We start from the raw sequence: 16,139 nt of genomic DNA on the forward strand, positions 1-16,139 counted from the left end.
CGCATGACCAACCCCCGCACGATTGAGGATTAGGAAGATGACTCCCGCCCAGGAAGCCCTGTTGCTCGAACTCGCCCGTAGTACCGCCCAGATCCAGCTCGCCCTCGTGATGCTGGTTGGGAAGACCTGCGAAAGCTACAAGAACACCGCCGCGTACCAGATGAACGCTGAGCTGCGCCAAAGGGAAGTGCGTTTTTAGGATGCCATCGCCCAGTTGACGGGAGTCGAGAAGTGAAGATGCAGGGCGGGACACAGCAGATCGTAAAGGCCCAGCGCTCCGTCATAGGCGGAGAGGGCAGCGTCGTAATCTACGGGGAAGATCGCGCCGGCTTCTGGCAGGGTCAGGCCCCCGCAGTCGCCGCCCTGGTCCAGGCAGCAAACAAGACGCAGCCCGAGGGCCTCGGCCTGAAGGCGTATTTCTACGCGACCCTGGTCGACACGCCGAACGGCACGCAATGGCGGATCGAGGGTGAAGCACCTTGGCAGGACTGGTGAAACATTCTCGGCCGATAATATGCAATTAATTGCAAAACCCGGCCACTCTGCTAGAACGAAAGGCAGGGGCTTCGGCCCACGGTCATACCGCCAAGGAGGGCACCATGCGCCGCAAGATTTTCAGGATCGCTTTCACCTATGCCGGCCGCGAGAACCGTCAGGACGTGATGACCGCGCCGCGTGGTTGTCTGACCCTCGCCGGGACCGAAGACTGGTTCCTCGCCAATTACTGCACGCAGGGCTCGCTCTACAGCCTCGACCCCGTGCGGGAAGTCTGATGCCCTGCAATTAATTGCAATGAACAAGGAGAGCGACGATGCCGATCAAGATCGTGAAGAAGCGTCATGTCGAGACGGCGCGAGAACCGGCCCCGCTGGTGGAGGAGCCGCGCAAGAAGCCCGACGCCCCGCTGGCATCAAAATCGTCCGAAAGCCCTAAGCCGGCCCTGACCAACCCCGTCCTCGTCGTCTGCAGCTTCTGTAAGCACGGCTACCTCCAGCCCTGCCACGGCGAGAACGACAACTGCATGAACGCCCGCTGGAAGCGCGAGCGCCTCGCCCAGGAGAACACCGTTGTCGTCGCCCAAAGACCTGACGCCCACCACGAAGCTGGCCGAAGCCGAGCGCGAGTTTCTGCATCAGGTCCACAGCCGCCAGAAACTCCCGCTTGCGTCCAAGGAAATTGAGCGCGCCCGCGCCGCCTGCCGCCGGATGGGGCTGTGCACCTTCGACCGGCAGAACAATCGCTGGACGCTGACCCCGCTGGGTCGCGCGACGCTCGTTGCCCAGACCGGCCAGACGGCCACCGCAGAGGCAACGCCAGCCAGGCCCAGCCAGCCCGCCAAGCCGAGCATGGTCAATGCCGGCCTGATGCGGGACATCGTGCTGCAGTACACAAACTGGCAGGGCGAGTTCGGCATCCGCCGCGTCCATCCGGTCGGCCTGCTCTGGGGCGTCAACGAGTGGCACATCGAGCCACAATGGCTGCTCGAAGCCTGGGATCTCGACAAGAAGGTGATGCGGACCTTCGCCCTGCTGAAGATCAGCGCCATCGAAGCCGTGAAGAAGGGAGCCCGCAATGCGCCTGCCTGAAATCGCTCACGACCAGCTCGCACCCGGCAGGCGACGCTGATGCCGATCATCATCAAGAAGAAAGTCGTCTCACCCACGCCGGACGAACTGGTCTCCCAGGGCGGGGCAGGGGTGCCAGCGGTCAATCCGGCCCTGGAGGCACTCTCTATCCCCCCTTGGCAAACCTGACCCCTCACGGCCCTACGCCGATGGCCAATATGCCTTCGTCCGCAAGACCGGCATGAAGGGGCTCGTCTCCTGGTGGCTGATCTGCTCGTACCTGAGACAGCACCACGCCTGCGAGGCGGTCTCGCCCGAGGTCTATGCCGACATGGCGCGCGACCTGAAGCAGAACTTCGACAAGCTCGAAGGGCCGTATGCCCATCTCGTGACGCAGGCGCGGATCGAGGCAGGCGCTCCGCTCGACCTCAAGGCCACCGACTTGCCGGCCGCCACCCGCACCGCCGCCTCCGCTCTGGTCCATCTGAACTGGGGCCTGAAGATCGACCACGTTCACGCCTGATTGCAATTAATTGCACAGCACTGTAATTTAACAGCCATGAAGGAAGGCTACGCCATGACCGTCGAGATCAAGGACGACACGCCGCTCCGGCTTGCTGCCGTAGCCCGCCATCTGCCGGGGGCCGGTGGGATCGCCATGCTGCGCGGCCTCATCGCCACGGCCAAGCTGTCCACCCAGCTGATCAACGGCCAGCCGCATGTCACGCTCAGCGATGTCCGCGCCGCGCTCGCCCCCGATCCGGCACCCGAGCCCGAGGTGGTCGCCGAACCGTTCCCGGCTCCGACACGCGGCTTCAAGGTGGTCAAGAAGAAGCGCTGAGCCGTGGCCATCATCATCCGAAAGGCGGTGCGGGCTGCGCCGCCAGACCCGCTCGTCGGGGCACCGGAGACCGGCACAAAGCCTGTGCTGGTCAAGTATTCTGTGGGCGAGCCCTTGATTGACCTCGAATATGTCCGCAGACTCGCCCGCAAAGCCGCGCGTGAAGACCACGCATTGGCGATGCGGAAGTGAGCCATGCGCAGAGCAGCCATTTACGCCCGTTTCTCGACCGACCTTCAGAACGAGCGCTCCACCGAAGACCAGATCGACCTGTGCCGGACCTACGCTGACCGCGAAGGGCTGGAAGTCGTCAAGACATACGCTGACAAGGCTCGCTCCGGGGCCTCGCTGATTGGACGTGACGGCCTCCTGACCTTGCTGACCGCTGCCGAGCGCGGCGAGTTCCAGGTCGTCATCGTCGAAGCTCTCGACCGCCTCTCCCGCGACATGGAAGACCTCGCCGGCCTCTACAAGCGGATGACGCATTGGGGCGTCGAGATCCGCGCCGTCCACGAAGGCGTCGCCAATACGCTGATGGTCGGCCTGCGCGGGCTGATCGGCCAGATGTTCCGAGAGGACAACGTCCACAAGGTCCGACGCGGCATGACCGGCCTGGTCAAGCAGGGCCTGTCGGCTGGCGGCATCGCTTATGGCTACAGGCCCGATCCCGCCAAGAAGGGCACGCTCCTGATCAAGGATGACGAAGCCACCATCGTCCGTCGCATCTTCGACAGCTATGTCGCCGGCATGTCGCCGCGCGCGATCTGCTACCAGCTGAACGACGAGAACGTCAGACCGCCTCGCGGCCGGAACTGGAACGCCTCTGCGCTGAACGGCTCGCTGGATCGTGGCTACGGCATCCTGCACAACCAGCTCTATGTCGGCCGTATCGTCTGGAACAAGGTCCGGATGATCAAAGACCCAGACTCCGGCAAGCGGCTCTCCCGCGCGAACCCGAAGTCCGAATGGCAGTCCACCGATGTGCCGGAGCTGCGCATCATCCCGCAGGATCTCTGGGACGCCGCCCACGAGAAGGAGCGCAGCCCGCACGCGGAGACCACGAAAGATCATCGTCGTCCGAAGCGGCTGCTCTCGGGCCTGCTGAAGTGTGGGGCCTGCGGCTCGGGCCTGTCGACCAATGGCAAGGACAAGAGCGGCAAGGTCCGTGTCCGATGCACGTCGGCAGCGGAGAACGGCACCTGCCCCGACCCTAAGACATTCTACCTGGAGCCCATCGAGCGGACGGTGATCAGCGCGATGAAGGAGGAGCTGACGCACCCGAAGCTGATCATCGAGTACATCGAAGCCTATGTCGCCGAGCGTAAGCGACTCGCCCATGAGCGCATCGTGAACCGCTCGAACCTGCAGCGGAAATGGGACGCCCTCAACCGCGAGGGCGAGCGTCTGCTGGACATGCTTCAGAAGCTCGACGATCCCGGCCCCGATGCGATACCGCGTATGAACGCCGTGGCCAGGGAGAAGAAGGCGCTCCAAGCCGAACTCGACGCCGTGCCCCAGGAAGAGCAGGTGGTGGTCCTGCACCCCGCCGCACTCAAGCGTTACCAGGACCAGCTGAAGCAGCTGTACCGGGATCTGAACCATGGAGACGATGCGGACGGCGTCGCGGCCATCAGCTACCTGCGCGACCTCGTCAGTGCCGTGACGGTGTACAGGGACGAGAGCCGCAAGGGCGGCATCCGTGTGAAAATCACTGGAAAGCTGAACGCTTTGCTCGGCGCTCCCGCTCCGGAAAACGGAGTGTGGGGAGCGATGGTAGCGGGAGAGGGACTCGAACCCCCGACACGCGGATYATGATTCCGCTGCTCTAACCAGCTGAGCTACCCCGCCCCAAGACCGGCGACAGCGGCGCCGGTGGCTTGCGATGGCGCGGATATAGGGGGCACAGCAGTGAGCCGTCAAGCCTGCTGGTGCATGCTTCACATCCTTTACACAGATGCGGGGGGCTTCCCCGGAGGCAGACATGGCAATTGTCCAGGGTCCGCCATGCTTACCTGCAATGACGGGACGCTTGATCCTGGCCACGCCATGCCTAGTTCACATGAAAGGGGTACAAATGTTGGTCATCGCTGGCTGGGCTGCATGTTGCTGCCGTTGCCGCAGTGCGCTGTCGCTCGCGAGGCCATGATCCAGGAGCCCTCGCATATGAGCTCGCTCGTACAAGAACAGTTCAGCTTCTCGATGGGTTTGAAGCTGCTCGCCCGAAGGAGCCTGCTCGCTGCCGCAGCTGTGCTATCGCTGGTGACCGTGCCCTTCGTGATGATCGCTCCCGCCGCGGTGCAGGCTGCCGAACCCTGGCAGCAATCCTGCGCCTACAAGACCCAGTTCGGYGTGCTCGGCTCGGGCATGGGGATTGCCGCCGACTACTGCACGCGTCTGAGCTTCTGCCAGAGGATGGCTGAGCAGAACGATCCGAACATGGTGCAGAAGGGCTGCTTCGGCTTTGCGCCGCAAGCGGCGAACGCGCAGGCCTCCTCCAGCAAATATCGCTGAGCGCAGGTTTCGCTGAGTAACTGCGCTCGGCCGGGCTTCAGGCCTTTGCCGGGCGCTTTCTCAGTCTGACGACCTTGAAGTAGCCCTTGCCGACATGGACGGTGTCATAGCGGCCTGTCCGCGCGGCCCAATCCGTCAGCCGGCGGACCTTGAAATCCGTGCTCCAGCCGATCGCCTTGGCGATCGGTGCGAGCGCGGCCCAGAGCGGCGCTGTCAGCGCACTGTCGTCGACCAGCCGGCTTGAGATGATGATCTCGCCACCTGGCTTCAGGACGCGGTCCATTTCATCGAGTGCCTGTTCGGGGTTTGGCACCAGCGTGATGACGAACTGCGCCGTCACCGCATCAAAGCGCTCGTCGCCGAAGCCGAGGCGGCAGGCGTCCATCACCATCAGCCCCTTCACATGCTTCAGCCCCTGGCTGGCGACCTTGCGGTTGGCCACTTTCAGCATGTCGAGCGAGAGATCGGCGCCAAGCACACGGCGGTCCGGCGTGAAATAGGCAAGCGTCAGGCCGGTGCCGACGCCGATTTCGAGAATATCGGGGCCACAGGCACAAGCAGCCGCAACGGCTTCGCGCTGGGCGCGGGCGAGCAGCCGCAAATAGACCTTGTCGTAGAACTTTGCCCAGGTGGCATAGACCCGCTTCTGGCCTTCGAGGTCATAGGTCACAGGCATAGGGCAGCTCGACTGGATCGGAGTGGCGTGGGGGGAGGCGGGGCCGCAGTCACGAGGCGGCGAGGGCAAGCTCGAGCCGGGCAGCGGCAGCCTGGGCCGCAGGCGAGATGATGGTACCGCCGCCCAGGACACGAGCACCGGATCCGGCATGGTCGTAGATCACGCAGGCCTGGCCGGGAGAGACGCCTTCCTCCTCGCCCGCGAGCACGATGATGAGGCCGGAATCGTCACGCCGCAGCCGGGCTTCGCGCGGGGCGCGGGTCGAGCGGACACGTACCGCCACATCGAGGCCTTCAGCCGGCAGGGCGTCCAGCGCGACATCGCCGATCCAGTTGAGATCGCGCAGCCGGACTTCACGCACGCCGAGAGCCTCGCGCGGTCCGACGATGACACGCGCCTGTTCGGCATCGAGCCTCAGCACATAGAGCGGTTCCGTCGTGCTGATCCCAAGCCCCTTGCGCTGTCCGACAGTGTAGCGAAGGACACCTTCATGGCGGCCCAGCACGCGTCCATCGAGATGGACGATGTCGCCGGGGCGCGCAGCACCGGGCTTTAGCCGTTCGATGACGTCGGCATAGCGGCCATTCGGCACGAAGCAGATGTCTTGGCTGTCTGGCTTGTCGGCGATGGCCAGGCCGAGCTCGGCGGCAAGGGCGCGGGTCTGAGCCTTGTCGATTTCGCCGAGCGGGAAACGCAGCAGGTCGAGCTGATCCTGCGTCGTCGCATAAAGGAAATAGCTCTGGTCGCGGGCTTCGTCCGCGGCGCGAAAGAGGCCGCGATGGCCGCTGCCAAGGGCCCGGCTGACGACATAGTGTCCCGTCGCCAGCGCATCGGCGCCGAGTTCGCGGGCGAGCCCGAGCAGGTCGCGGAACTTGACGGTGCGATTGCACTCGACGCAGGGAATGGGCGTCTCGCCGGCGAGATAGCTCTCGGCAAAGCGCTCGATCACGGCGTCGCGGAAGCGGCTCTCATAATCGAGAACATAATGCGGGATGCCGATCGTCTCGGCGACGCGGCGGGCGTCATGAATGTCCTGTCCCGCGCAGCAGGCCCCGGCCCGATGGACAGTGGCTCCGTGATCGTAAAGCTGCAGGGTCACGCCGACGACATCATAGCCTTCGCGCTTGAGCAGGGCGGCCACCACCGACGAGTCCACGCCTCCGGACATCGCCGCGACGACGCGCGTCGCCGCGGGCGGCTTGGCGATGTCGAGGGAGTTGAGGGGGGAGGTCATGGCGAACGGGATCATCCTGGCGAAGGCGACTATGTGGCGGTTCTATACCGGCTTTGACAGGGGCGGGCCAGTGAGCGATCGGCAAATCCTGCCGCCTCATCGGAGAGGGCAAGGAGAATCTTGCCGCGAACGGTCCAGGCATGGCCGCTACCGCCTTGAAAACAAAGGAAGGGCATCCTGGCGCGAGACTTGCTGCTCGCGGCCTGGGCATGTTCCTGCCCGCGGTCCGGATTTACCTGATGTCTGCCGTCTCCTCCTCAGTCGCCTCGACCAATGCCGAGCAGGCTGCCTCGCGTCGCCGTGCGCCAGAGCGTGGCTCTGATGGCGCCGCCGCGCCATTCAGTCTGCCTGAGGGCAGCGGCGATCAGGACGCGTCGGCGACGGTGAAGGACGACGCTGCGGCGACTAAGCCGGAGACAGGGGGCAAGGCCGGCGCGGCGCAGGAGCAGAAAGCCGCTGCATCCGCGCCGGCGGCGGTGCAGCCCCTGGTGCTGCTCAAGGGAGCTACCGCGGTGGCGCCGGCCGCGGAGACCGCCGAAACAGCTCCGACTGCGCCCCAGCCCAAGCCGGATATAGGCGCGCTCGTCGCCATCGTCGTGGCCGAGCAGGCCGCAGCCGGCAAGGCGCCCGTCGATGGCAAGCCCGGCGCCGAAGAAAAATCCGCGGATTCCGAGCCGAAGGAAGCGGCCTCGGCTGACAAGCCTGTCGAGGCCGCTGTCGTGATGGCAACTCCCGTGCCCGCGATAATCCCGGTCACCATCACTCTGCCGCTGGTCAGTGGCGATGGCGTTCCGGCAGGCAATGGCGATGAAGCCGCGGCGGCCAGCGCTAAATCAGCTCAGAGGATTCCCGCTGGGATGGAGCAGGCAACTGCTCCCACCCTGAATATTGTGCCCGCGGTGTCCGCTGCCGAGGCGCCTGGAATGGTTGCTGGCTCCGCGACCGATGCCGCCGCGTCGACCTCCGAAGGCGACGAGGTCGGCAAGCCGGCGGAGAAACCTCATACGGGACCGGCGGTCGCCGCATCAAAGGAAATCGCGACCGGCCCGGCTGCTAGCACCGTCGCCGCGGGACCACCGCTCACCGACCTGTTCAAGCCCGTCGAAGCCGTACAACAGGCGCCGCTGCCGATTGATCTGTCCGCGGCCGTGGCACCGCGCTCCGGTAAACCGGAAGGCGTTGCCGGTCTGCCCGATATCGATCCGGCCAAAGCGGCGCAGCAGTCCTCGGCCGGCATGCATCGCGGCATGGCTGATGGCCAGCCAACACCTCTCCATGTCGTGCCGATCGAGATCGGCCTGCGCGCACTCGCCGGCAGCAGGCGCTTCGATATTCGGCTCGACCCGCCCGAACTTGGTCGCGTCGACGTCAATCTCGAGATCTCAGAGAAGGGCGAGGTCAGCGCAAAACTGGTCGTCGACCGGGTCGAGACCTTGCACCTGCTTCAGCGGGATGCCCGAACGCTCGAGCGTGCCTTCGAGCAGGCCGGTCTCAAACCTTCCGATAGCGGCGTCGATATCACATTGCGCGATCCGAACGATCAGCCCGGTTTCCGTCAGCAGCGGCAGGATGACGAGGCGCCGCGCCGTGCCCGTATTCAGCTTGATGCCGCCGAGCTCGGCGACGCCTCAGCCATTCCGGCGCAGCCCGCGCCCATCCGCCGCCTCGTCAGGCTCGGCGGCGTCGATCTCAGCATCTGAAGGGGCGCGGATCATGACCGTTTCCAACACCTCGTCGAGCACCTCCACCAATTCCGCCACCAATCTCAGTGGCGGCGGAAGTTCTATCGCCAATAATTTCGATCAGTTCCTGACCCTGCTGACGACCCAGCTCAAGAACCAGAGCCCGCTCGATCCGCTCGACACCAACCAGTTCACGGCGCAGCTCGTGCAGTTCGCTGGCGTCGAGCAACAGCTCAAGACCAACGAGACGCTGGGCTCGCTGCTTGGTCTCAGCGCCGCCAGCACTGCGACCAATGCGGTGGGCTTCATCGGCGCGACGATTACGGCCGAGGGCGCGACGGCGCGGCTGAAGGACGGCGACGCCTCATGGAAGATCAACGCGCCGAGGGGCGGCTCCGCGACCATCACCATCAAGAATTCCACCGGTAGCGTCGTCCAGACCTTGACCAGAAACCTCGATGCGGGCGACCAGACCTACAAGTGGGACGGCAAGACCTCGACCGGCGTGAATGCGCCTGCGGGCGATTACACCATCAGCATCGACGCCAAGGACACCACCGGACAGGCGATGACCGCCAAGACCCAGATCAGCGGCGTCGTCGACGGCGTTGACTTCACCAGCTCGATCCCGATGCTCAAGATCGGCACCATCAGCGTTCCGATCGACAAGGTGAAGACCGTGGTGCGGGGGCAGTGAGCATTCGTGCCGATACCGAAATCCGACGCTATCGCTTTAGGCAATTCTTAAAGCCGCGGTCTTAAGGTCAACACAACTAGGTCTGTTGAGTTGTGTGAGTGTATCATGACCGAGCCGTTGCGACCGCGGGTGAAGTATGTGATCGGCCCGGACGGAAGTCCGCTGACGATTGCCGATCTTCCGCCAATGAATACGCGCCGCTGGGTCATCCGGCGCAAGGCCGAGGTGGTTGCTGCCGTGCGCGGCGGCCTGCTCAGCCTTGAAGAGGCTTGCCAGCGCTATACCCTGACCGTTGACGAGTTCCTGAGCTGGCAGATGTCGATCGACCAGCACGGGCTCGCCGGGCTGCGCACCACGCGCATCCAGCACTATCGTCAGTAGGCCGGAAGAGCGGAGCGTTCGCGCTTTGCAAGATCGGTCCTGTCCGGACACAAAAGGCGCGCCGCGAGGCGCGCCTTTTGTGTTTCAGTCGAGCTCGAAAGCTTCCTTGTAATCGAGCTTGAGGCCGGGATCCTGCACCTCCTTGCGGAGGATGCAATTGCCGGCGACGAGGATCTCGATCTCCGACCCCATGAAGCAGCGGAAGGCGTCGGTGGCGTTGCAGATGATGGGCTCGCCGCGCACATTGAAGCTCGTATTGACCAGCACCGGGCAGCCGGTCAGGTCCTTGAAGCGGCTGAGCAGCGCATGATAGCGCGGGTTGGTATCCTCATGCACCGTCTGGATGCGTGCGGAGTAATCGACATGGGTCACGGCCGGAATGTCGGAGCGCGGTACGTTGAGCTTGTCGATGCCGAAGAGGGCCTTCTCGGCCTCGCTCATGTCGCGGCGGCGCTCTTTGCGCACATCGGCGACGAGGAGCATATAGGGCGAGTCGGTATCGAGCTCGAACCAGGTCCCGACATCCTCGCGCAGCACCGATGGCGCGAAGGGGCGGAAGCTCTCGCGGTACTTGACCTTGAGATTCAGCGTCTTCTGCATCGCCGGCGAACGTGGATCACCGAGGATCGAGCGGCCGCCGAGCGCGCGCGGACCGAATTCCATGCGGCCTTGCATCCAGCCGACCGCCTTGCCCTCGGCCAGCGCCTGGGCGGTGGCCTCGATCAGGGCGCCGTCACCGAGAACCTCGAAGCGCGCGCCGGCAGTCGTCAATTCGGCCTCGATCTCGGCTTGCGCGAAGCTGGGGCCGAGATAGCTGCCCAGCATTGAATCACCGCCGCCTGGATTGAGCCTTCGCGGGTGGCCACCGAAAAGGTGATAGCCGGCAAGCGCTGCGCCAAGCGCCCCGCCAGCATCGCCGGCCGCCGGCTGGATCCAGAGGCCGTCGAATATGCCCTCACGCAGGAGCTTGCCATTGGCGACGCAGTTCAGCGCGACGCCACCCGCCAGGCACAGGTTCTTCTGGCCGGTTTCAGCCCGCACCGAACGGGCGAGGCGCAGCACGATCTCCTCGGTCACCGCCTGGATCGAGGCAGCCATGTCCATGTGGAACTGGGTCAGCAACTGTTCGGGCGCACGCACCGGCTGGCCAAACAACGCGGCGAAGCGCTCGTTCGTCATGGTCAGGCCGGTGGCGTAGTTGAAATAGCTCTGATCGAGCTGGAAGCTGCCGTCCGGCTTCAGATCCACCAGTTTTTCGAGCATCAGGGCGGCGTAGCGCGGCTCGCCATAGGGCGCGAGGCCCATGACCTTGTACTCGCCGGAATTGACCTTGAAGCCGATGTAATAGGTGATGGCGGAATAGAGCAGCCCGAGCGAATGCGGGAAGTGCAGCTCCTTATGGATCTTGAGATCGCTGCCCTTGCCGATGGCGAGCGTCATCGTCGCCCATTCGCCGACGCCATCCATGGTCAGGACGGCCGCGTCCTCGAAAGGCGAGGGGTAGAAGGCCGAGGCCGCGTGCGAGAGATGATGCTCGGTGAAGAGCAGTTTCTCGGCATCGAAGCCGGGCGCGATCTTGCGCAGTTCCTTGCCGATGATGTGCTTCTGGAACAGCTTTTCACGCAGCCAGAGCGGCATCGCCATGCGGAACGAGCTGAAGCCGCGCGGGGCGAAAGCGAGATAGGTCTCTAGAAGTCGCTCGAACTTGATGAAGGGCTTGTCGTAGAAGACGACCGCGTCGAGTTCGTCCAATCCGCAGCCGGCAACCGAGAGGCAGTACTCGACCGCGCGATGCGGAAAATCGGCATCGTGCTTCTTGCGGGTGAAGCGCTCCTCCTGAGCGGCGGCCGCGATGGTGCCATCGACGACGAGCGCGGCGGCGCTGTCGTGATACAGGCCCGAGATCCCCAGAACGCGCATGCGGGCCCGATCAGAACAGGGTGTAGACGAAGGGCGCCACAGCGCTGCCATGCGTCAGCACGAGCAGGCCGCCGAACAACAGGCTGATCAGCAGGATCGGGATCAGCCAGAACTTCTTCCGGGCCTTCATGAAGCGGAAGAACTCTCTCAGAAACGACATCAGGGCTGTCCCATTAGAATTGATCTTTCATCGAGAGCGGCTCTGGTCCCGGCGGATCGCGGCGGACCCAGTAGCTCGCGACTTCAGGCTTGCGCCGAAGTCTCAGGAAATCCTTGCCGAGAAGCCGGGCCAGCAGGCCGATCGGCGTGAAGACGGCAAAGAACAGCAGCCCGAGGACGATTGGGTTGACGACGCTGGCGAGCAGCAGTCCGAAGCGGGTCCACAGCTTGTTCAAAGGCGCGAGCAGCGAAGCGCGCACCAGCGTGATCCCGAGAAAGACCGCGGCGATTCCGGCGAGCCATGGCCACGCTCGGCCGTGGTGCCAGCCATTATAGAGGGCCAGCAGCGCAAACACGCCGGTGAAGACCAGCCCGAACGAGCGATCGCTTGATCCTTCGACAGCCCCGTGTCCGGAGCGGAATTCGTGATGCTCGCCTTGGCCTGCCACTCGGTTCTCCTCCGACGTTGCGTGCTGTCTAGACGATAATCGGGGTCGGAGGAAACGGGATTTGCCCGGTCTGGGCTCCTGAACGCCGGCCCGCGAGGCGGGCGACGGCTGCCGAGACACAGGCCCATCAACAGCATTCTTTACAGCCCGCTCCCGGAAATTAACGGGTTGCTAACCATGCACTGGGAAAAACTTGCCTAGTGAGCGGCGTTGCGCGCGTTGCTCTGACGGGGTTGTGAAACGGATGACGGCGTGAACGGGATCGTCGAGCAGTTTACGAAATTCGGAGCGGCCCGGCTGCCGGCGATGCTGGCCGTCACGCTCGCACTCGTCGGCTTCTTCGGCTTCGTCATGCTGAAGATGTCTCAGCCCGCCATGAGCGTGCTGTTTTCGGATCTGTCGACCCAGGATGTGAACGCCATCCTGAAGGATCTCGACACCCGGGGCATCAAATACGAACTGCGCAGCGACGGTCAGACGGTGCTGGTCGCCAAGACGGATGTGCCGCGCCTGCGACTGGACCTTGCCGGCAAGGGCATCCCCTCCGGCGGCGGCGTCGGCTACGAGATCTTCGACAAGGGCGATGCCTTCTCGTCGACCAGCTTCGTCCAGAACATCAACCATCTGCGGGCGCTCGAAGGCGAGCTGTCGCGGACCATCCGCTCGATCGGCCGGGTGCAGGCGGCGCGCGTCCACCTCGTCATCCCGGAGAAGCGCCTGTTCGAGCGCGATCGCGAACCGCCGCGCGCCTCGATCGCGCTGAAGCTCGCAGGCGAACTCGATCCGGCCCAGGTTCGTGCGGTTCGTCACCTCGTGGCCTCCGCCGTCGACGGCCTGAAGCCGGAGCGCGTCTCGATCGTCGACGAGCGCGGCCGGCTGCTGGCCGATGGCGCCCAGGGTGAGCAGGGGCTGGCCGGGCTCGGGCTCGACGAGCGGCAGACCGCGATCGAGAAGCGGATCAAGACACAGATCGAGGACATCGTCGCGAGCATCGTCGGCCAGGGGCGGGCGCGCGTGCAGGTTTCGGCCACGCTTGACAGCAATCGCATCGAGAGCCGGTCCGAGACCTTCGATCCCGAGAGCAAGGTCATCCGGTCCAGCCAGAATCGTACCGAGAATTCCGCCACCAACGAGGCGCAGAACGGCGCCGTCACCGTCGGCAACGAGTTGCCCGGCGCGCAGCAGCAGGGGCAGAACGCCCAGAACCAGCGCGATGTCTCCGCCAAAAACGAAGAGGTGGTGAACTACGAGATCTCGCGCACGACTCGGACCGAGGTCCTCGAGGGTGGGAGGGTCAAGAAGCTCTCCGTCGCGGTGCTGGTCGATGGCAGCTATACCCGTGGCCAGGGCAGCGAGCTCGGCTATCAGCCGCGCAGCCCGGAAGAGCTTGAGCGCATCAACCAGCTGGTTCGCACCGCTGTCGGCTTCGACCAGGCCCGCGGCGACAAGGTCGAGGTCGTCAATCTGCGCTTTGCCGAGGCTCCTCCGGCTGTTGCCGACCTCACCGAGCAGACGATGATGCAACAGCTGATGTCCTTCACCCGGGAGGACGTCATTCGGCTCTTCGAGATGGGCGTCATTTCGCTGCTGACCCTGATCGTGCTGATGGTGGTGGTGCGTCCGCTGCTGAAGCAGGTGCTGGCAAGCGACAAGTCTGTGCGCCCGATCCCGACTTTCATGCGCAACGGCGTGGCAATGATCCAGGACGATGGGACAGGCGACCCTGCGAGCCCGCGGGTCATTGGCCCCAATGGAGAAGTGACGGCCGTCGAGGTCGAGGCGCCGTCCGAGCGGATGCTGGCGATCGCGCAGATCAAGGGCCAGCTCAAGGCGCAGTCGGTCGAAAAGATTGGGGCAATGGTCACGCAGAATCCCGCCGATACGGTCGCGGTGCTGCGCGGCTGGATTCACGAAAAAGCGCCGGCGTGACGGGGCTCTGAGGCATGGCAGCAACCCGATCCATCGCGACACGCAATTCCGGAAGCGACGGAGGCGATGCCTCCGACTACGATCCCGCGCCGGTGCCGATGAATTATGCGGGCATGAGCGGGCCGCAGCGGGCTGCCGTCATTCTGCTGGTGCTCGGCGAGGATCACGGCCGACCCATCTGGCAGGAGTTCGACGACGAAGAGATCCGCATCATCACCCGTGCGATGGCCGAGCTCGGAACGGTCGATTCTGACATGGTCGAGCGGCTGATGCTTGATTTCGTCAGCAAGCTCTCGAGCGCGGGCGCGATCACTGGCTCCTTCGACCGCACCATTTCACTGCTCGAGAAGATCCTGCCCTCCGATCAGGTTGCGCTGATCATGGAGGAGATCCGCGGTCCGGCCGGGCGAAACATGTGGCAGAAGCTCGGCAATATCGACGCTGTCGTGCTCGCGAACTTCCTGAAGAACGAGTACCCGCAAACCATCGCCGTGATCCTGTCGCGCATCCGGCCCGAGCATTCCGCCAATGTCCTGCGCAACCTTCCGAACGAACTTTCGATCGAAGTGGTCGCCCGCATGCTGCGGATGGAGTCGGTGCAGAAGGAAGCGCTCGACCACATCGAGAACACGCTGCGCTCGGAATTCGTCGCGACCCTGACGCAGACGCGCAGGCGTGATCCGCACGAGATGATGGCCGAGATCTTCAACGGCTTCGACCGCCAGACCGAGATCCGTTTCATGTCGGCGCTTGACGAGTCCAACCAGGAATCGGCCACGCGTATCCGCGCCCTGATGTTCACCTTCGAGGATCTCGCCAAGCTTGACCAGGCCGGGCTGCAGACCCTGATGCGGCAGGTTGACAAGGATGTGCTGGCCCGGGCCCTGAAGGGCGCCAGCGAGGACATGCGCGCCTTCTTCTTTGGCGCCATGTCGCAGCGCGCCGCCAAGAACATGCAGGACGACATGCAAAGCCTCGGGCCGCTCCGGCTGAAGGAGGTCGATGAGGCCCAAACCAAGATGGTGACCCTGACGAAGGACCTTGCCGACAAGGGCGAGATCGTTCTGTCCAAGGGCAATTCCGAAGACGAGTTGGTCTACTGACGATGAGCACCGCCAAGAAATTCATGTTCGGAACCGATTTTCGCGAGGGCAATCGGCGTGCCGTCAGCGAAGCGGATCTGGCGGCGGCGCGCTCGGAAGGGTTTGCCGCCGGGCAGGAGCAGGGCCGGCGCGAGGCCGACGCGCAGCTGAACGGGCTGCTTGCCCATCTCGTGCGATCGGTCGAGCGCCTGCTCGTCGAGGAGGACAAGCGTGCCTTCGCCATCGAGGAACAGGCCGCCCAGGTCGCCATCGTGACGGCGCAGACCCTCGCCGGCGCGGCCTTGGTCGAGCGGCCGCTCGCGAGGATCGAAGCTGTGGTGCGCGAATGCCTGAGCCACGCCCGTCTCGCCCCGCATCTGGTGGTGCGTGTCCACGAGAGCGCGGTCGAGACGATGGAGAGCATGCTCGCGGGGCTCGCCCGCGAAACCGGCTTTGCCGGCCGCCTCGTCGTCCTGGGGCAATCCGATATCGGGCCGGGTGATGGCCGCATCGAATGGGCCGATGGCGGCATGGCCATCGACAGCGCCTTGATCGGGCAGAAGGTCGAAGAGGCCGTGCGCAGCATCTTCGGCCATATGCCCCAGTCCAACGCCACCCAGGGAGGATCGCTATGAGCCAGGAGAACGATCTGAACCTGCCGCCGCTGAGCCCGGCCGATCTCTCATTCGACCACAACGCGGCCTCTGTCGCTCGCTCCGGGCCCGTTCCGATCAAGACCGCCGAGGATCTGGAACAGGTCTTCGACGTTCCCGTCACGGTCTCTGCCGTGCTCGGCTCCTCGCGGATCGCGGTCGGCGATCTGCTTCAGATCGGACCGGGGGCGGTGCTTGAGCTCGACCGGCGCGTCGGCGAGGCGATCGACATCTTCGTCAATGAGCGCCTGGTTGCGCGCGGCGAGGTCGTCGTTGTCGAGGATCGTCTGGGCGTCACGATGACCGAAATCATCAAGGCCGACCGGTGATGTTCGCCCGGCCTGTTACGCACTCATCCGG

The 16,139-nt window shown here is 64.5% G+C and carries 20 protein-coding genes and 1 tRNA gene; 15 read left to right on the forward strand and 6 right to left on the reverse strand.

Annotated elements, in window-relative coordinates:
* Positions 1-37: 37 nt before the first annotated feature.
* From AC1D34_RS17445 to AC1D34_RS17475, 7 genes are all read left to right on the forward strand, one after another.
* Positions 38-199: a hypothetical protein gene (locus AC1D34_RS17445; RefSeq protein WP_476824845.1), complete on the forward strand. Its 162-nt coding sequence runs from the start codon at positions 38-40 to the stop codon at positions 197-199.
* A gap of 32 nt (positions 200-231) precedes the next feature.
* Complete coding sequence (locus AC1D34_RS17450; RefSeq protein WP_476824846.1) at positions 232-495, forward strand: hypothetical protein; 264 nt, start codon at positions 232-234, stop codon at positions 493-495.
* A gap of 104 nt (positions 496-599) precedes the next feature.
* Positions 600-773 (forward strand): hypothetical protein, encoded by a 174-nt coding sequence (locus tag AC1D34_RS17455; protein ID WP_476824847.1) that lies wholly within the window; start codon positions 600-602, stop codon positions 771-773.
* A 294-nt stretch (positions 774-1,067) separates the two neighbouring features.
* Positions 1,068-1,586, forward strand: coding sequence for a WYL domain-containing protein (locus AC1D34_RS17460; RefSeq protein ID WP_476824848.1), 519 nt, complete (start codon positions 1,068-1,070; stop codon positions 1,584-1,586).
* 39 nt (positions 1,587-1,625) lie between these two features.
* Positions 1,626-1,754 (forward strand): hypothetical protein, encoded by a 129-nt coding sequence (locus AC1D34_RS17465; protein ID WP_476824849.1) that lies wholly within the window; start codon positions 1,626-1,628, stop codon positions 1,752-1,754.
* A gap of 52 nt (positions 1,755-1,806) precedes the next feature.
* The gene (locus tag AC1D34_RS17470; protein ID WP_476824850.1) at positions 1,807-2,088 is read left to right on the forward strand and encodes a hypothetical protein; all 282 of its coding nucleotides are present in this window, start codon (positions 1,807-1,809) and stop codon (positions 2,086-2,088) included.
* Between the two features lie 513 nt (positions 2,089-2,601).
* Positions 2,602-4,221 carry a recombinase family protein gene (locus AC1D34_RS17475; RefSeq protein WP_476824883.1) on the forward strand — a complete coding sequence of 540 codons (1,620 nt, stop codon included), beginning with the start codon at positions 2,602-2,604 and terminating at the stop codon, positions 4,219-4,221.
* Here the strand turns inward: AC1D34_RS17475 and AC1D34_RS17480 are convergent.
* Positions 4,178-4,254 (reverse strand) — tRNA-Met (locus tag AC1D34_RS17480). The genes AC1D34_RS17475 and AC1D34_RS17480 overlap by 44 nt on opposite strands.
* Positions 4,255-4,569: 315 nt before the next feature.
* Between AC1D34_RS17480 and AC1D34_RS17485 the strand changes: the two genes are divergently transcribed.
* Positions 4,570-4,917, forward strand: a complete 348-nt coding sequence (locus tag AC1D34_RS17485) for a hypothetical protein (RefSeq protein WP_476824851.1) — start codon at positions 4,570-4,572, stop codon at positions 4,915-4,917.
* Between the two features lie 37 nt (positions 4,918-4,954).
* Here the strand turns inward: AC1D34_RS17485 and AC1D34_RS17490 are convergent, their stop codons facing one another.
* Positions 4,955-5,593 carry a class I SAM-dependent methyltransferase gene (locus AC1D34_RS17490; protein WP_441489575.1) on the reverse strand — a complete coding sequence of 213 codons (639 nt, stop codon included), beginning with the start codon at positions 5,591-5,593 and terminating at the stop codon, positions 4,955-4,957.
* A gap of 49 nt (positions 5,594-5,642) precedes the next feature.
* Positions 5,643-6,827, reverse strand: a complete 1,185-nt coding sequence (mnmA, locus tag AC1D34_RS17495; RefSeq protein ID WP_476824852.1) for a tRNA 2-thiouridine(34) synthase MnmA — start codon at positions 6,825-6,827, stop codon at positions 5,643-5,645.
* 239 nt (positions 6,828-7,066) lie between these two features.
* On the opposite strand from mnmA, the gene AC1D34_RS17500 reads away from it, so the two are divergent.
* From AC1D34_RS17500 to sciP, 3 genes are all read left to right on the forward strand, one after another.
* Positions 7,067-8,527 carry a flagellar hook-length control protein FliK gene (locus AC1D34_RS17500; RefSeq protein WP_476824853.1) on the forward strand — a complete coding sequence of 487 codons (1,461 nt, stop codon included), beginning with the start codon at positions 7,067-7,069 and terminating at the stop codon, positions 8,525-8,527.
* Between the two features lie 13 nt (positions 8,528-8,540).
* Positions 8,541-9,206: a flagellar hook assembly protein FlgD gene (locus AC1D34_RS17505; protein ID WP_476824854.1), complete on the forward strand. Its 666-nt coding sequence runs from the start codon at positions 8,541-8,543 to the stop codon at positions 9,204-9,206.
* A 105-nt stretch (positions 9,207-9,311) separates the two neighbouring features.
* A complete protein-coding gene (gene sciP / locus AC1D34_RS17510) occupies positions 9,312-9,587 on the forward strand; it encodes a CtrA inhibitor SciP (protein ID WP_038359348.1) in 276 nt (91 codons plus the stop codon).
* 84 nt (positions 9,588-9,671) lie between these two features.
* On the opposite strand, the gene AC1D34_RS17515 is transcribed toward sciP, so the two are convergent.
* From AC1D34_RS17515 to AC1D34_RS17525, 3 genes are read right to left on the reverse strand one after another with little or no spacing between them, the layout of a single operon-like run.
* The gene (locus tag AC1D34_RS17515; RefSeq protein WP_476824855.1) at positions 9,672-11,507 is read right to left on the reverse strand and encodes a carbamoyltransferase family protein; all 1,836 of its coding nucleotides are present in this window, start codon (positions 11,505-11,507) and stop codon (positions 9,672-9,674) included.
* A 10-nt stretch (positions 11,508-11,517) separates the two neighbouring features.
* Positions 11,518-11,667 (reverse strand): DUF5989 family protein, encoded by a 150-nt coding sequence (locus tag AC1D34_RS17520; RefSeq protein WP_162835449.1) that lies wholly within the window; start codon positions 11,665-11,667, stop codon positions 11,518-11,520.
* A gap of 13 nt (positions 11,668-11,680) precedes the next feature.
* Positions 11,681-12,115, reverse strand: a complete 435-nt coding sequence (locus AC1D34_RS17525; protein ID WP_476824856.1) for an SxtJ family membrane protein — start codon at positions 12,113-12,115, stop codon at positions 11,681-11,683.
* 252 nt (positions 12,116-12,367) lie between these two features.
* Between AC1D34_RS17525 and fliF the strand changes: the two genes are divergently transcribed.
* The 4 genes from fliF to fliN all read left to right on the forward strand — a co-directional run bounded on the left by fliF (position 12,368) and on the right by fliN (position 16,108).
* Complete coding sequence (gene fliF, locus AC1D34_RS17530; RefSeq protein WP_476824857.1) at positions 12,368-14,044, forward strand: flagellar basal-body MS-ring/collar protein FliF; 1,677 nt, start codon at positions 12,368-12,370, stop codon at positions 14,042-14,044.
* A 98-nt stretch (positions 14,045-14,142) separates the two neighbouring features.
* Entirely contained in the window at positions 14,143-15,147 is a 1,005-nt protein-coding gene (gene fliG, locus AC1D34_RS17535) for a flagellar motor switch protein FliG (RefSeq protein ID WP_441477659.1), read from the forward strand.
* Between the two features lie 2 nt (positions 15,148-15,149).
* Complete coding sequence (locus tag AC1D34_RS17540) at positions 15,150-15,761, forward strand: FliH/SctL family protein (protein ID WP_476824858.1); 612 nt, start codon at positions 15,150-15,152, stop codon at positions 15,759-15,761.
* Positions 15,758-16,108: a flagellar motor switch protein FliN gene (fliN, locus tag AC1D34_RS17545; protein ID WP_113510893.1), complete on the forward strand. Its 351-nt coding sequence runs from the start codon at positions 15,758-15,760 to the stop codon at positions 16,106-16,108. The genes AC1D34_RS17540 and fliN overlap by 4 nt, the downstream gene beginning before the upstream one ends.
* The last annotated feature ends 31 nt before the right edge of the window (positions 16,109-16,139 follow it).

Source organism: Allobosea sp. P1_A7 (genome assembly GCF_056406775.1).

Bases quoted from the DNA above. Each gene is read 5' to 3' on its own strand.
- AC1D34_RS17445 (WP_476824845.1), top strand. From the start codon at position 38: ATGACTCCCGCCCAGGAAGCCCTGTTGCTCGAACTCGCCCGTAGTACC.
- AC1D34_RS17455 (WP_476824847.1), top strand. From the start codon at position 600: ATGCGCCGCAAGATTTTCAGGATCGCTTTCACCTATGCCGGCCGCGAG.
- AC1D34_RS17465 (WP_476824849.1), top strand. From the start codon at position 1,626: ATGCCGATCATCATCAAGAAGAAAGTCGTCTCACCCACGCCGGACGAA.
- AC1D34_RS17470 (WP_476824850.1), top strand. From the start codon at position 1,807: ATGAAGGGGCTCGTCTCCTGGTGGCTGATCTGCTCGTACCTGAGACAG.
- AC1D34_RS17490 (WP_441489575.1), bottom strand. From the start codon at position 5,593: ATGCCTGTGACCTATGACCTCGAAGGCCAGAAGCGGGTCTATGCCACC.
- mnmA (WP_476824852.1), bottom strand. From the start codon at position 6,827: ATGACCTCCCCCCTCAACTCCCTCGACATCGCCAAGCCGCCCGCGGCG.
- AC1D34_RS17500 (WP_476824853.1), top strand. From the start codon at position 7,067: ATGTCTGCCGTCTCCTCCTCAGTCGCCTCGACCAATGCCGAGCAGGCT.
- AC1D34_RS17505 (WP_476824854.1), top strand. From the start codon at position 8,541: ATGACCGTTTCCAACACCTCGTCGAGCACCTCCACCAATTCCGCCACC.
- sciP (WP_038359348.1), top strand. From the start codon at position 9,312: ATGACCGAGCCGTTGCGACCGCGGGTGAAGTATGTGATCGGCCCGGAC.
- AC1D34_RS17515 (WP_476824855.1), bottom strand. From the start codon at position 11,507: ATGCGCGTTCTGGGGATCTCGGGCCTGTATCACGACAGCGCCGCCGCG.
- AC1D34_RS17520 (WP_162835449.1), bottom strand. From the start codon at position 11,667: ATGTCGTTTCTGAGAGAGTTCTTCCGCTTCATGAAGGCCCGGAAGAAG.
- fliG (WP_441477659.1), top strand. From the start codon at position 14,143: ATGAATTATGCGGGCATGAGCGGGCCGCAGCGGGCTGCCGTCATTCTG.
- AC1D34_RS17540 (WP_476824858.1), top strand. From the start codon at position 15,150: ATGAGCACCGCCAAGAAATTCATGTTCGGAACCGATTTTCGCGAGGGC.
- fliN (WP_113510893.1), top strand. From the start codon at position 15,758: ATGAGCCAGGAGAACGATCTGAACCTGCCGCCGCTGAGCCCGGCCGAT.